Source organism: Paenibacillus sp. 3LSP, from assembly GCF_032465655.1.
Lineage (GTDB): Bacteria > Bacillota > Bacilli > Paenibacillales > Paenibacillaceae > Fontibacillus > Fontibacillus barengoltzii.
Genome location: NZ_JAWDJI010000195.1, coordinates 15,637 through 30,919 on the forward strand (window position 1 = coordinate 15,637; position 15,283 = coordinate 30,919).

Genomic DNA, 15,283 nt, shown 5'->3' on the forward strand with positions numbered 1-15,283 from the left:
GATGGAACAGTCGAATAGAAAATGGTGGATTCTAGTCACAGTTAGTTTAGCTGTATTTATGGCAATGTTGGACATTACAATTGTGAATGTAGCGCTGCCAGAAATTCAAAAAAAGTTTTCATCCAATTTTTCAAATCTACAATGGGTATTGAATGGTTACACTTTAGTATATGCTGCGATGCTATTGCCAGTCTCGAAGTTAGGGGATATTATCGGACTTAAAAAAGTGTTTCTATTGGGATTAAGCGTCTTCGTGATAGGTTCCCTTACAAGTGGCTTAGCGAGTAGTCATCTTTGGTTGAACATTTTCCGAGGTTTGCAAGGAATTGGTGGAGCAGCAATGATGTCATTATCGTTAACGATTGTGACATCATCATTTCCTGACAAACAAAGAGGATTAGCATTAGGGTTTTGGAGTGGAGCGGTTGGTCTAGCTATATCAGGGGGACCCCTTATTGGCGGGGCTTTAGTTGATAGTTTGGGTTGGCGATCAATTTTCCTGATTAATATACCTTTTGGTATTTTGGCAATCCTATTAGGGATCTTCTTCATCCAGGAAAGTAATAGAAATAGTAACGAAAAAATTGATTTTTTCGGATTTCTTTTAAGTACTGCAATGATCTTCACTATGGTATTAGCTCTAATTCAAAAAGAAATGCATGAAAATTATTCGTGGATCGATTGGCATATATTAAGTTTATTAAGCTTATCAATCGTTTTCTTCATTGCTTTTCTTGTGGCTGAAAGAAAGGTGAAGAATCCTATGATTGAATTGTCCATTTTTAAAAAATGGTTCATTTAATGGTGCCAACATTGCAGCATTTGTTTTAGGTGCGGGTTTATATGGCGGTTTCACATATCTAGCCATTCTTATGCAAAATTATATGGGCTATTCCGCGTTTGAAACAGGAATGAAGATGTTATTAATCAGCGGGTTTACGATTATATTAGGTCCTATGGCTGGTATAATTTCCGGGAAAATTGGGAACCGTTGGTTGATTAGCGGTGCGTTATTGATTGGAGCGATTGGAATGATTGTTCTTCGTCATATGATGAAAGTACCTTTTGAATGGAGTTATTTAATACCTGGATTTGTTCTTGCTGGGATCAGTAATGCTTTGGTAAATCCTCCAATCTCTAATGCTGCAATGAGCTCTGTTGATCCAAAACATGTTGGTATGGCTTCCGGTATTTTAAATGTATTCCGGCAAGTAGGTATTTCATTTGGTGTGGTAATATTAGGCATTAATTTGACAGAAGGTTATAACCATTCTTTGGATAAGCAAATGATGGGAGTACAAAATATTCCTGCAGAGTTTAAAAATCAAATGCTAGATGTTTTTCACAAAACGGGAGCTTTTGCTGGCTCGCAAATTTTTGAAAGTAAGCAAGCTGAAGTATTCAAGCAAATGCCAGCTTTTGGAGACATCAAGAATATTGTCTTTAGTGCTTTCAACACCGGGATGAAAGATGTCGATTTATTCATTGCCATCTTATTGCTTATTGGCTCATTTGCAAGTGCTGTTCTGATTAAAAAAAGAAAGCCGAGCAATCAAACGGCTGTGATTCATATGGATAACGCAGCTTCTGAAAATAGTAATTTAAAATAGGGAACTGTAATTCAAAATCCACGAGGCGACAGCCTCGTGGATTTTGCTTATCCATTTCCGTTTACTCTGCGGTACTCTTGGTTATTTTCCATGACGAGGGCGGCGGTGCCGATAAAAAACGCATTTCCCGGGAATTTTGAACGTGCGATCTGGACTTTGCGGCGGTTGCCTGCGGCGATGATCCGGCGATTTACCTCCTGCTCAAAATATTGAAACAGCGGGTCTTTGGCAAACCATAAGTCGCCTCCGATAAAAATACATTCCGGGTCATATAGATGCACGATGTTGATCAGGCCGCTCAAAAGATAATGCTTCATCCGTTCCAATGCAGCGGAACAGATCGCATCGCCGGCTTCCGCCTTAATCAGAAGCTGCATCCAATCCATATCGTGCGGCGCGCCGTTCTGATGTGCCCAGTGGAGGGTGGCGCGAACGCTGCTCATCGCCTCCAAGCAACCACGTTGCCCGCAAGCGCATAACTCTCCGTCGGTCTGCACAATCATATGGCCAATAATTGAAGCGAGCCCATTCGTGCCGCTATATAAGCGTTGATCAAGAATCACTCCTCCGCCGATCCCTGCGGTTACCCCCACATACACGAAGTTGTTATACTGATTCCCGTCCCCGTAATACATCTCCGCCAGGGCGGACACGGCCATATCGTTTTCGATATAAACAGGAAGGTTCCAACGTTCTTTTAACCGTGGAACGATATGGATGATGTCGATATTAAAATCCGGCGGATCGATGATGACGCCTTCCGTCATATTGATCGGGCCGATACTCGCGATCCCGATGCCCCAGACCTTCTCGAAGGGGACGTTCTGTAGAATGACCTCGCACATGGCTAATAAGCCGCTAATAAAGCTGTCCTCCGTCGTGAATTGCCCGATCGGAACTTGGTTGTGCAGCACGATTGCGCCAGTCAGGTTGATAATTCCCACCTGCAAATAGTCCCGCCCCACACTAATGCCCAGCGTAAGCAGGCTGTCGGGCACCACTTCCAACAAGGTCGGTCGCCGTCCTGACGTTGAAGCGCTTGTCCCGCATTCGCGGACAATGCCCTCCTCCAAAAAATCAGCAATCAGCGAAGTAATGGTCATTTTACTTAGCTCCGTTTTTTTGCTCAGCTCGATTCTGGATATTGGACCACATGTGGCAATGGTCTTTAGGATGAGAAACTTATTCGTTTCGATCATATTCTGATGATTTACGCCTCGCATGGCTGCCATCTCCATATGTAAGAATAGGTATTCCTTTACAATTCAAAGTATATTACTCGTATTATATCACAGTTACATAGGGTTCGTGCCATAATAGATTTCTCAAATATATCTAATTTGTATCAATGACAGGATGATGAATAGTAAATTTAGGATATTAATTATGTTTGGATCAAGTTTAAGACCCATAATTATGAAAAAAATATTATGATTTAAATCTGCTTAAATTGTATTGACATCCCGTTGAAAGCGGTTTTATAATCCATTTAGTAAGAGATATTTACTATTTGGTATTCCTGTAAGGTGTCGCAGTTTATTAAAGGTTATATAAACCGAGTTCATCAAGAATTCTGCCTATTGCGGGGATACGAATGGAGTGATGAAGTTTGCTATGCGGATAGGAGTGGATATTGGCGGCACGAAGATCTCATGTGCGCTGGTAGGAGAGGATCAGACCATTCTTTTAAAGGTAAGTTTTGATACAAGGGGGGGACGGCCCTATACGGAGGTGTTGCGTGATATCGCGGATTCCATTTACTCGGTTCTGGACTTAGCTGGAATCCAACTTGATGAGGTTAAGGCGATTGGCCTTGGCTGCCCGGGAATCTTGGATCAGCAAAAGGGAGAAGTGATTTACTCCAACAATATTGCCTGGGAGCATGTCCCGCTAGTCAAAACGCTGCAGAGCTATGTACCCAAGGAAGTTTATATCGACAACGACGCCAATTGCGCTGCATTGGGCGAGTATCTCTGTGGAGCATCCCAAGGAACAAGCTCCTCGGTTACCGTGACGCTGGGCACTGGAGTTGGCGGGGGGATTATCCTTGGCGGGCAAATTCACAGCGGTTTTAATTCAGCGGCTAATGCGATTGGACACATGGTCATCGTATCCGGGGGCGTGCCATGCACCTGCGGGCGACGTGGCTGCTGGGAATCCTACGCTTCGATCACGGCGCTGATTCGGATGGCGGAGGAGATGGCAGCGCAATTTCCGGATTCCCTTCTGGCTGAAGTGAAGAGGCGCTCCGGGCAATTCAACGGGAAGAACATCTTTGATACGGCCAGACTCAACGACTCAGCAGCCTTAAAGCTGCTGGATCAATACTTCTATTATGTGTCAGAGGGGATTATCGACATCAATAATATTTTTCAGCCTGAGATGATTGTGATCGGCGGAGGAATTAGCAGTGAAGGCGACTATCTGTTACAGCCCATCCTGGCTTATGTCAAAAAAGGGGTGTACTGCAAGCAAGTTCCGCTGCCGCAAATTACGATTGCCAAACTGAACAATGATGCCGGACTCATTGGCGCAGCTTACTTGCACGGGTATCAGGCAACAGTGGTGAAGCAAGGAATTCAACGCGTTTAGTCTACAAACCCGCTTGATGCACATCGTGCCGCGGGGTCATTGTATAGATCAAACCAAGGGCAGGATAAATCGATGTCTGGCAAAAAAATGATGTCCTTATTTCTTACCATGTTCCTTATGACGGGGATCCTTGCAGCATGTGGTGGCGGGAACGCCGCCGATAACACCTCTGGAAATCCTTCTGGAAACACTTCTGGAAATACCGGAAATACAACTGCTTCCGAGAATCCGCCTGCACAGACTGGCGGAAAAGTAGACTTTTGGCTGGATAAACTGGGCGATGCGGAAAAGGCGGCTCGGTTGGCTGAAGCTTGGAGGAACGATTCAGGGATCGAGGTCGAGTTAACCAATTACCCTGATGTAGCAGCCTATCAAACGGCCATCCAACAAACGATTGATGACCCCGGAGCTCCTGGCCTGTTCACCTGGTGGAGCGGCCCCCAATTAGAAACACTGGCCAAGAACGGCAAGCTGGCAGACTTGACTGCGGAATGGGATAACTACATCGCCGACGGTGTTTCCGCAGATATCAAGGATGCTTTCACGGTGGACGGGAAGGTCTACGCAGCGCCATACAGTCTCCGTTACATGTCCGTGCTCTATAATGTGGAAGTTTTTGAGGCTGCCGGCGTGGCTGTTCCAACGACATTCGAAGAGTTTCTCGAGGCTTGCGAGAAGATCAAAGCCAGCGGTGTCACTCCAATTGGCTTGAAGAACGACTCCTGGGCCAGCTTCATCTGGTTCCAGCAATTGATTGCCGCTTACGATCCTCAGCTGTATATCGATATTTGCAATGGCACCAAGCCCTATACGGATGAGGCTGTGAAGGAAGTGATGGCAATCTGGAGAGACATGTTTAATAAAGGTTATTTTGGAGAGCCCATCGTCTACAGCGATCTCCATAAAGAATTTGCGACAGGCGTCGTCGCCATGATGTTGGATGATAGTCCTACCGTAACGGGCTTACAGAACGATTTCGGCATGGAGCCTGGAACGAATGTTGATGCCTTTATCCTGCCAAGCATGAATGGTGCAAAGGGGACGATCTTCTTTGAAGCTTCGCCAATTGTAGTAACTGAGGCTAGCTCTTCCAAAGAACAGGCCCTCGCTGCGCTGCGCGGCTTCTACAAACCAGGTACCCAAGCGGTGATGGTGGGTGAACTCGGCATTGCCAACATTAGTTCGATCTCCGTGGAAAATGGGACCATTCAGCGCATTTTGAATATGACCGGAGATTCCTCCAAGTACCAGCTTCTGCTTCGCTTCTATGAGAATACCCCTGAGGATCTGCGCAATACGGCCATTGATGAGCTCTCTCGCTTTATGTACAGCGGCGCGGATATTGACGATGTACTGAATACGATTCAGGTCAAGGCGGATGAAGTATTCGGTTAAATTACGACGGAGTGAGGGGGTTCCTTTGAAGAAGAGCAACATTGCTTGGACGAATTACCTTTATCTGCTGCCGGCGGTTCTGCTGGTTGCCGTATTCTTTGCCACATCCATCGTGTATACCGTTCGTTTGAGTTTCTATGATTATGATGGATTTTCCGCCATGCGGTTCGTGGGCATAGAGAACTATCGCCATCTGTTTCAGGATGCGAACTTCAAAATCTCTCTCATGAACACCGTGATCTGGGTTGTGTTTTCCCTTGTATTTACGTTGGCGCTGCCGCTGCTATTGGCTGTTTTCATTAAGAACAGTTCCTGGGTTGGCGGATTCAAAAATATTTTCTACTATCCCACAGCACTATCGAGCACCATTGGCGGCATTATCATGGTGGCCATTCTCTCGAAATACGGCATTCCTCAGTTGTTCGGCTTACTGGGATTCAAGAGCTGGGTTCGCGATTGGCTGGCCATCCCGTATGTCAATACGTTCATCATGATTTTGATGGGAACGTGGCAAGGTGTTGGCTTGAACACCATTCTATTCATCACCGGGCTGACCACCATTCCCAGCTCTCCGATTGAAGCCGCCAAGATCGAAGGCGCGCGGACGATTCAGCTATATACGAAGGTGATTTTCCCGCTTCTCCAGCCGACTACGGTGGTGGTGCTGCTCATGTCTCTGGTGAACAGCTTTAAGGTGTTTGATTCGATCTGGGTCATGACAAAAGGGGGGCCTTACCGGACTTCCGAAACGTTAGCGTTGACGATGTACCAGGAGTCCTTTATCCACGGGAAATTTGGTGTCGGTGCGGCAGTCGCTGTGGTGCTCACTGTCATGATCCTGATCGTCTCCTATTTTAATATCCGCAACACCTTCGGAGACACCGACCGGACGGTCTGAGGAAGCGAGAAAGGAGAACCCATCCTATGAAAAAAGTAAGCCGAGGAAGCATCGCCGTAAATACCGTACTGATCATTCTATCCGTTTTTTGGATATTTCCGGCGGTGTTCGCCTTCATCGGGATCTTTAAGAAGAAGCAGGAATATAATCTGGGGAACTTCTGGGATCTGCCGAAGGGAATAAACTTGGCCGAAAATCTAAAAGGGATTGCCAGCGCTTTTGGTATGGTGAAGGGGATGGTCAACAGCTTCCTGTATGCCTCTGTTTCGGCAGGGGCAGCCGTCCTCATCGCCATCCTGGCCGCCTATGCGATCTCCCATCTCAAGATCAAACGGCCGATGTTCTGGTTCCTCTTTATCTACAGCGGAACGATCTTCCCGTTCCAGATCTATTTGATTCCGGTTTACAAGGGACTGACCGCCACGAAGCTGTACGATACCCAACTGGGGATGATTTTGTTCTATACGGCCATCTGCGTCCCCTTCTGCATGTTTGTGCTTCGGAATTATTTTCTTGGCATATCGAAGGAAATTTGTGAATCGGCCAAAATGGATGGCTGTAACAGCCTGCAGATTCTAGGGCACATCTTTGTCCCGATGTCGACCGCCCCGCTGGCTGTGATCTTCCTGACCCAATTCAATTGGGTGTGGAACGAGCTCATGTTTGGACTGACCTTCACGAAATCCCGGGAGATACGTCCGGTGATGGCTGCCATATCCTTAATGGACAAAGCGAATGTACCGGTCATTCTCATGGCCTGCGTGGTCGCATCGATTCCTACGCTGCTGCTGTTTTTCTTGCTGAACAAACATTTTGAAGCTGGCTATGCTTATCAGAGCAAGTAATTCTTAAGGAACGGAGTGGCTTTATGAAACTGTCAAAGAACTGGAAGGTATTCCTCATTCATCATTCACACACCGATATTGGCTACACCGAGCGACAGGACAAAATCATCCATTATCATTGCGATTTTATCAAACAGGCCGTGGATATTCTGAGAGAGATTGACCGCACCGGTAATGAAGCTCGCAAAGGATTTGTGTGGCAGTGCGAAAATCATTGGCAGGTCAAAAACTTCTATGCCCATGCGCCTTCGGACTATATTGCAGATTTTGAAAAATACGTGCGAGAAGGGCGAATTGGCCTTTCTGGCAACTATTTGAATCTAACCGAGCTGGTTAGTCGAGATATTCTTTACGATTGTACGATACAAGCCAAGACGTACGGTGAGCAGATCGGTTATCCCATCCGCAGCGGAATGAGCGCCGATATCAATGGGTTTGCCTGGGGATATGCCGACGTGCTGCAGGAGTGCGGCGTGGAGCGTCTGTTTTCCTGTCTGCATCCCCATCACGGCATGTTCCCGCTCTACAAAAAGCAGACCCCTTTTTACTGGCAAGGGCCGTCTGGGAAGAAGGTACTCGTTTGGAACGGGGAGCATTACCACTTTGGCAATGAGCTTTGCTTCTCACCGTACGCAGCTTCGACCTATATGATTTTTGATGAAATAGGCAAAAAGATTCGTGGCAATCAGCTCTTTACCACCAGCCCCGAGGATACGGAGCAAGTCGAGTTGGCCATTCTCGATGAACGACTGGAGCGCTACCTGCAGAACCTGGAGGCTGAGGGGTATCCCGGTGATTTTGTGCCGTTCATGGTTTCGGGAGCGATCACGGACAATGCGCCGCCCAATGTGAAGATCGCGGAACGGGTTGACTTGCTGAACCGGAAGTACGCCGGAACCTTGGAGTTCCAGATGGTAACGCTGGATCAATTTTTTGATCATCTGGAAACAGAATGGAAGGATATTCCGGTCTACCAAGGCGATTGGAACGATTGGTGGGCGGACGGCGTAGGCTCCACTCCGGCGGTGGTCAAGGTGTATCGGGAGGGGCAACGCAAGTACGATCTCTGCAAAAAGCTGGATCCCGATGCCACTTTGGGGGATGCAGAGTTGATGCAGAAAGCGGCGGAAAATCTGATCCTCTACAGCGAGCACACCTGGGGGTATTCCTCCTCCGTATCGGAACCTTGGGAGACTCTGGTTGGGGAACTGGAGCACAAAAAATCGGCTTACGCCATTAATGGCAACACCGAGGTGGCAGATAACCTGGACCGGATATTAGCGAAAAAAGGGGAGGTAGCCATCCGCCAAGATCGGCCGCAGCGCTATCGAATTATCAATCCCCACGACATTTCGCTGGAGACGACTGCCAAAATCTATATTGAGTTTTGGGAGTATGTTGATGGGTTGAACTACAGCCTGGATGTTCCTATCGAAGTGGTTGATTTGACGACTAACGAAGTGATCCCGCACCAGGTGAAGAGAATCGCCCGGGCTTTTGAAATCGAAATTCCGCTCAAGCTGCAACCGAAGGAGGAACGCAACGTTGGGGTGCGTGCAACCGGCCGCTATCAGAATGGAACCTCCCAAAGCCACGCTCATATTGGCGCGGAGGGGGTCGAGGATGTGCTGCAGCCTGGGGCGCTGCGCGAGGATGTGGCCTGCGTGGAGACGGCGTTCTACCGGGTGGAGTTCGATCAAAAGCGGGGAATTACTTCGATAATCGATCGGAAGAGCGGGAAGAATCTGGTTCGGCAGGACGCAGCCTATGCCCCGTTTAGCGGCATTTACGAGGTGACCGATATCCGCACTTCTCCGACAGAGGAGCGTCGGCGAATGGGGCGCAACCGTAAATCGCCGGCAACCCGGCGGTATGAATCTCGTCTCACCGATATCCAGATTGTGGAGAGCGGGCCGTTGTTTGTCTCCCTGCAGCTCGATTACAGCCTGGAGGGCACGCGGTTCTATAAGGTGTTCCTGAAGCTGTACCGGCACATCAACAAAATCGAAGCGATGGTACGCGTTCACAAGGATAGTGTGTGGGACCCGGAAAACCTTTATGTATCGCTGCCATTTACAGCGGGGGATGAAGAGGTGAAGTACGTAGACAAAACCGGCTGCATCCTTCGCCCGGGCATCGATCAGCTGCCAGGCAGCAATATGGAATTTTATCTGATCCAGAACGGATTGGTAATGGAAGCCGGCGAACGGCAGGTGCTGGTCGCAGTTAAAGACACGCCGTTGCTGACGTTTGGCCCTTTGGAAGCGAAGCCGATCCAATTATGCGACGGCAACAATTGGGAGCTGAACCGTGGGGAGACCTTCGCTTGGGTCATGAACAACTACTGGGAGACGAACTTCAAGGTCGACTTGGGCGGGTTTTATGAATTTGCGTTTACTCTGTCCAGCCAGGAAAAACAGACCACCGAAGCGGCAATGCGCCTTTGCGAGGCTTATAACGAGGGCTTGCTCGCATTCTACATCTAAATCGTTGAGGAGCATTTGGATATGAACAACACGAAGTACCGCAACTACGACTTGGAGCCGGTAGTGGACATACCGGGTTGGGATGAGCATGCTTTTTCGGGATGGGAAGCCATTCGGGAAGAGCTGAGGCAGCAAATGAAGCAACACCGTGTGTTTGTGTTTGATTGTTATCCGGGCACGGATAAAGAAGAAGTGGCCCGGGAGCTGGCGCTTTTGTCTCCAGCGCGGATGCTGGATTGCGAAACGTGCTTGTTGCCGCCGGAGCAGCTGGAACAGCTTCTTGCTTCCAGTCTTCCGCCGGACCCGGTGTTTGGGGTGATGTTTTACGGCAAGCTGGAGCATTGTTTTGATCCTGCCTCCCTGGATGCATTGCGGGAGGAAATTAAACGATCCGATGGCCCGGTATTTCTCTACGGAACCGGCGCCTCCCTTGTCACCCAAGGGGATTTGCTCGTATACCTCGATTTGCCCCGTTGGGAAATCCAGCTGCGCTATCGCCGGGGAATGACCAACTGGCTGGCTGACAATCCTGATGCGCCTACTTTAGAAAAATACAAACGCGGCTTCTTTGTCGAATGGCGCATCGCGGACCGGCATAAAGCCGAGTTGCTGGGAAGCTTGGATTATCTGATGGAAACCACCACGCCGGGACAGCCCAACATGGTTACCGGGAACGCTTTTCGCGCGGCTCTTCAATCGGCGGCTTCGCGGCCGTTCCGTCTGAAGCCCTATTTTGATCCCGGAGTATGGGGCGGGCAATGGATGCGGGAGAACTTCAGCCTCCCCGATGGACCGCCGAACTATGCCTGGAGCTTTGACGGGGTGCCGGAAGAGAACAGCCTTCAGTTTCGGTTCGGAAACGTTACTATGGAAGTTCCGGCGATGGACCTGGTGCTTTTCTGCCCCCGTCCTTTGTTAGGGGAGCGGGTACACGCTCGCTTCGGAGCGGAATTCCCGATCCGCTTTGATTTGCTGGATACCATGGGGGGCGGGAATTTGTCGCTCCAGGTTCATCCGCTGACCGGATATATCCAGCAGACGTTTGGCATGCACTATACCCAAGATGAAAGTTACTATATTTTGGACGCAGCTGAAGACGGAGAGGCTTTTGTGTATTTGGGACTCAAAGAACAGGTGGACCGCGAACGCATGGCGAGCGATCTGTACCGTGCTCAAAGTGGAGAGGCGCCCTTCCCGGCCGAGGAGTATGTGAACAAAATCCCGGTCAAAAAGCATGATCATCTGCTGATTCCTGCAGGGACGATCCACTGCTCAGGCAAGGACACGATGGTGCTGGAGATTAGCGCGACCCCGTATATTTTTACCTTTAAGCTATGGGACTGGGGACGTGTAGGCCTGGATGGTCTTCCTCGACCTACCCATCTGGAGCATGGGCTAAAGAATATCCAATGGGATTGGGACACCGCTTGGGTTAAGGGGAATCTCATTCATCAGGAGGAAGTGCTGGAGGAATCGGAACACCGTAAAGTGGAGCGAACCGGCCTGCATTCACGGCAATTTATCGAGACCTTCCGGTACACCTTCTCGCAGTCGATCGACATGGAATGGAACGACAGCGTCCAGGTGCTGAATCTCGTAGAAGGCGGGCAAATTACGATCTATAGTAAGACCGACGCTTTTCCTCCATTTGAGGTCCATTACGCCGAGACGGTGATTGTCCCGGCAGCCGTTGGCACTTACTCGATCCGGCCTTCGGGAGTGTCAGAAGGGGAGAAGGTCATGATTATCGTTGCATCGGTTCGCTGAGTTCGCTACCATCGAATGATGGCAGATTACGCCGAGCTGGTGCCGGAGCTTAAATCGACATTCCTTACAAGTACTTTGGAGCCGGATGCTTTGGCCATGTTGATTTCGGCAGCAATCTCTATGCCATTGGCAGGCGAACGATCCCGTTCCATGATGAACTGGATCGTTCACTTGTTTTCTTTATGAAAGAGGTCTCCTAATTTCGGAAGAGGTTACGCAATTTCGGAAAATCGCAGGAAGCGCTTCGGAATGTCGTATAATTTCTAAGAATTGACCATTCCGAAGGAGCGACTGTAGACATGAGACCTACACAGGTGAACGTAAGCGGCGGCATTAAATTGTAATCGCTTCCAGAAGGCGGGCGTGTCATCGAAATCTCCCCCGATGGGGGAAGACTCCATTTTGCCGGCCTGCGGTTCAAGAAAGGCCAGTACCTGGTGATGGAGCTGACGGTTCAATCGATCACGGAGTTTCAAATGGTGCTGGGATTCTCCAAGCGTGACCCCGGTTCGGAGCAGGGTGTGCCGGATTTGTATTGCATGACCGGCTTCTTGCCCCAAATTCGGATTCGTACTTATTTTGATCTAGTACATCTAAATGCCCAAAGCATCTATCTGGAACGAACGCCAGGCAAACTGAAGTCGTTCCTGCAGGGAGCCGCCTTGGAGCCGGAGCAAGCCCAGCATTTCGAGATGATTTTTCTGCCCTTCTATACGAATCGTTCCTTGATCTTGCATGATTTGTATCTGGCGGACGAGAAGCCCGATTGCAGCCTAGGAGCAGAAGTGGAACCGATCGTCGATGAGCTGGGACAGCTGAAGATGAAGGACTGGAGCGGCAAAACGGGTTCGGCGGACGAATTGGTTCAATATTTGCGGAAGGAAGCCGAAGCCGGTCCGGCAGCGGATTTTGGACCGGAATATAGTGTGTACGGAGGGTACAAATCTATTTCCTTTGAACCGACGGGATACTTTCGGGTGGTGCAGCATGACGGCAGATCTTGGCTGGTGGACCCGGACGGGTATGCTTTTTACAGCAAAGGGCTGGATGTAGTCGCTCCGCAGGATGGCGCATGAGTTTATTCGAGTTCCGGCTGAAGCTTTAAAGCGGGTAGACCCGAATCATTTGAACCTCGGCATCCGGTACGCCTGGATATCGTCGGAGCTGGTGCTGGAAGGGAGCGAATATTTTGATGTTTATACCTATAACTGCTACAAGTTCAGACCGGATGAGGCGGATATCAGGTACATTTATGAACAGACCGGGAAGCCGGTGATGATCGGGGAGTTCCACTTTGGGGCCCCGGACGTCGGGCTGCTAAGCCCCGGCTTGAAGGGCGTCTATACCCAGGCGGATCGCGGCAAAGCCTACCGGTATTACACGGAGTTTGCGGCGAGTCAGAAGCATTTGGTCGGTACGCATTATTTTATTCTGAATGATCAAGCGACGCTTGGCCGATTCGACGGGGAGAACTATCAAATCGGGATCGTGGATGTCTGCCACCGGCCCTATGAAGCTTTTGTGCAGGAAATCAAGGCCACCCATGAGGGATTGCTGGACGTGCTTCTAGGGAAAAGAGAGCCGTACGATGTTCAGCCAAAAGAGCTGATTATTAAGTAAGCATTGAAAACCCGTACTTTTCGGTACGGGTTTTCATTTTTAGCCGAAAAACGAATACACCGAGACGAAATCTGGAGCATATCCCTACGACTCGATCCCAAGTACAATAGATACAGAAAGGTGAAAGTGCTTACATTACTAGACTTGAACAGCTTGGAGGTCAGAGGAGATGGATATGAAGCCGTCGACGCAACCCGCAGCCATGCAAGAGATAGAGACGCCGCCTTCATCAAGGCGAAAATGGCTGAAGAAACTTTACTCGCAAAGACATATTCAAATTATGGCTTTGCTCGGCATCGCTTGGATGATCATTTTCAACTATATTCCAATGTACGGTGTCATTATCGCTTTTAAGGACTACGACATTATTCGAACGATTGCAGAAGCACCATGGGTTGGTTTGGAACATTTCAAAGAGTTTCTGTCCGATGAAAATTTCGGCTATGTGATCAAAAATACGCTGGGGATCAGTTTCCTGAAGCTGCTCACTTTTCCGTTGCCAATTATCTTCGCCTTGTTCCTGAACGAAGTTCGCTCGCTCCGGTACAAGAAAGCGATCCAAACGATCTCCTACCTGCCTCACTTCCTGTCTTGGGTTGTGCTCGGCGGGATCCTGGCAACCTGGTTGTCGGATGTAGGGATTATTAACGAGATCTTTATGGCTTTGCATATTATCGATAAGCCGATCTCCTTCTTGGCGGAGCCGAAGTACTTCTGGACGATCGTCATCACCTCAGATGTCTGGAAGGAGCTGGGATGGTCCGCAATCATCTACTTGGCGGCGATTACAAGCATTTCGCCCGAGATGTACGAAGCGGCAACGATTGACGGAGCTGGGCGTTTTCAGCAAATGTGGTATGTGACGCTTCCAGCCATCAAAGCGACCATCAGTATTTTGTTTATCCTGGCAGTCAGCGGTGTGCTGAACTCCAACTTTGATCAAATCCTGGTGTTACGTAATTCACTGAATGATAGCGCAAGTAACGTCATCGATTACTACGTCTACTATACAGGGATATCCTCCGGCCGTTATTCGTACTCAACAGCAATCAACTTGTTCAAATCTGTGATTGCACTTGCCCTGCTGCTGATTGCGAACCAAGTTACCAAAAAACTCAACGACACTTCGTTGTTTTAGGCCAAGGGGGACCTGCTTATGTTTTCATTACGCCGCAGAACAAAAGGCGATGTCGTATTCGATACGATTAACAATTTAGTTATGCTCATCGTATGTTTTGTCACCCTGTATCCGATCTGGTACGTGTTGGTGAACGCTTTTAACGACGGGAAGGACGCGATGCTTGGCGGCATTTATTGGTGGCCGCGGAAGTTCAGCTTTGAGAACTTCGAAGCGGTCTTTGATAATCCCGGCATCATGACGGCGATGGGACTCACGGTTGCCAAGACCGTCATTGGGGTTATAGCACACGTCTTCTTTACCGCGATGGTCGCGTACGCTTTCTCTCGCAGAGACCTGATTGCAGGAAAGTTCTATATCTTTATGGGAACGATCACGATGATCTTCTCGGGAGGGCTCATTCCAACCTTCCTCCTCATTCGCGATTTGCATATGCTCGATAAATTTATCGTTTATATTATTCCCGTGTTGTTCAGCTTCTTCGATCTGATTATCTTCATGACCTTCTTCCGGGACATTCCCGATGGTCTGGAGGAAGCAGCACGAATCGATGGAGCAAGCGATTGGACCGTCTTCCTGCGGGTCGTGCTGCCGGTATCGCTGCCCGTTCTCGCCACCATCGCTTTGTTCCACGGGGTGTATCAGTGGAATGACTATTTTACGGGGATCATTTATGTCAACAACGAGAACCTGCAGCCAATTCAGACGTTCCTGTACCGGGTTGTGGCACAGTCCAGCTCCAATATCATGACGACAGCAGTGCAGGGCAGTGCGATAACCAAAACGGTCACATCCCAATCGATCAAGCTGGCAACTATGGTCGTGACCACCTTGCCAATCGTATTTGCTTATCCGTTCCTGCAACGCTACTTCGTTAAAGGGATGATGATTGGTTCGATCAAAGGTTAAGTGTAAGTCTCTGGTAAACTCGC

14 protein-coding genes are annotated in these 15,283 nt (G+C 49.0%); 12 read left to right on the top strand and 2 right to left on the bottom strand.

Going from position 1 to position 15,283, the window contains the following annotated elements; all coding sequences use genetic code 11:
* Position 1 precedes the first annotated feature (1 nt).
* Together RW092_RS16670 and RW092_RS16675 are read left to right on the top strand one after the other, a co-directional pair.
* Positions 2–802 (top strand): MFS transporter, encoded by an 801-nt coding sequence (locus RW092_RS16670; protein ID WP_316010729.1) that lies wholly within the window; start codon positions 2–4, stop codon positions 800–802.
* Positions 768–1,610: an MFS transporter gene (locus RW092_RS16675; RefSeq protein WP_316010730.1), complete on the top strand. Its 843-nt coding sequence runs from the start codon at positions 768–770 to the stop codon at positions 1,608–1,610. Before RW092_RS16670 ends, RW092_RS16675 begins: the two co-directional genes overlap by 35 nt.
* Before the next feature lie 47 nt (positions 1,611–1,657).
* Here RW092_RS16675 and RW092_RS16680 read toward each other — a convergent pair whose 3' ends face one another.
* Complete coding sequence (locus RW092_RS16680; RefSeq protein WP_316010731.1) at positions 1,658–2,842, bottom strand: ROK family protein; 1,185 nt, start codon at positions 2,840–2,842, stop codon at positions 1,658–1,660.
* A 382-nt stretch (positions 2,843–3,224) separates the two neighbouring features.
* Between RW092_RS16680 and RW092_RS16685 the strand changes: the two genes are divergently transcribed.
* The 6 genes from RW092_RS16685 to RW092_RS16710 all read left to right on the top strand — a co-directional run bounded on the left by RW092_RS16685 (position 3,225) and on the right by RW092_RS16710 (position 11,593).
* Complete coding sequence (locus RW092_RS16685) at positions 3,225–4,202, top strand: ROK family protein (RefSeq protein WP_316010732.1); 978 nt, start codon at positions 3,225–3,227, stop codon at positions 4,200–4,202.
* Between the two features lie 72 nt (positions 4,203–4,274).
* Entirely contained in the window at positions 4,275–5,597 is a 1,323-nt protein-coding gene (locus RW092_RS16690; protein ID WP_316010733.1) for an ABC transporter substrate-binding protein, read from the top strand.
* A gap of 25 nt (positions 5,598–5,622) precedes the next feature.
* The gene (locus tag RW092_RS16695; protein ID WP_316010734.1) at positions 5,623–6,495 is read left to right on the top strand and encodes a carbohydrate ABC transporter permease; all 873 of its coding nucleotides are present in this window, start codon (positions 5,623–5,625) and stop codon (positions 6,493–6,495) included.
* Positions 6,496–6,521: 26 nt separating this feature from the next.
* Positions 6,522–7,340: a carbohydrate ABC transporter permease gene (locus tag RW092_RS16700; protein WP_028537974.1), complete on the top strand. Its 819-nt coding sequence runs from the start codon at positions 6,522–6,524 to the stop codon at positions 7,338–7,340.
* Positions 7,341–7,363: 23 nt separating this feature from the next.
* The gene (locus RW092_RS16705) at positions 7,364–9,826 is read left to right on the top strand and encodes a glycoside hydrolase family 38 N-terminal domain-containing protein (protein WP_316010735.1); all 2,463 of its coding nucleotides are present in this window, start codon (positions 7,364–7,366) and stop codon (positions 9,824–9,826) included.
* Between the two features lie 21 nt (positions 9,827–9,847).
* The gene (locus RW092_RS16710) at positions 9,848–11,593 is read left to right on the top strand and encodes a class I mannose-6-phosphate isomerase (protein WP_316010736.1); all 1,746 of its coding nucleotides are present in this window, start codon (positions 9,848–9,850) and stop codon (positions 11,591–11,593) included.
* 26 nt (positions 11,594–11,619) lie between these two features.
* Here RW092_RS16710 and RW092_RS16715 read toward each other — a convergent pair whose 3' ends face one another.
* Positions 11,620–11,745 (bottom strand): hypothetical protein, encoded by a 126-nt coding sequence (locus RW092_RS16715; RefSeq protein ID WP_254899704.1) that lies wholly within the window; start codon positions 11,743–11,745, stop codon positions 11,620–11,622.
* A gap of 288 nt (positions 11,746–12,033) precedes the next feature.
* Between RW092_RS16715 and RW092_RS16720 the strand changes: the two genes are divergently transcribed.
* From RW092_RS16720 to RW092_RS16735, 4 genes are all read left to right on the top strand, one after another.
* Entirely contained in the window at positions 12,034–12,669 is a 636-nt protein-coding gene (locus tag RW092_RS16720; RefSeq protein WP_316010737.1) for a hypothetical protein, read from the top strand.
* Positions 12,659–13,213, top strand: coding sequence for a hypothetical protein (locus RW092_RS16725; protein ID WP_316010738.1), 555 nt, complete (start codon positions 12,659–12,661; stop codon positions 13,211–13,213). The genes RW092_RS16720 and RW092_RS16725 overlap by 11 nt, the downstream gene beginning before the upstream one ends.
* Before the next feature lie 175 nt (positions 13,214–13,388).
* Positions 13,389–14,351 carry an ABC transporter permease gene (locus tag RW092_RS16730; protein WP_232228376.1) on the top strand — a complete coding sequence of 321 codons (963 nt, stop codon included), beginning with the start codon at positions 13,389–13,391 and terminating at the stop codon, positions 14,349–14,351.
* A gap of 18 nt (positions 14,352–14,369) precedes the next feature.
* Entirely contained in the window at positions 14,370–15,260 is an 891-nt protein-coding gene (locus RW092_RS16735; RefSeq protein ID WP_316010739.1) for a carbohydrate ABC transporter permease, read from the top strand.
* Positions 15,261–15,283: the final 23 nt, after the last annotated feature.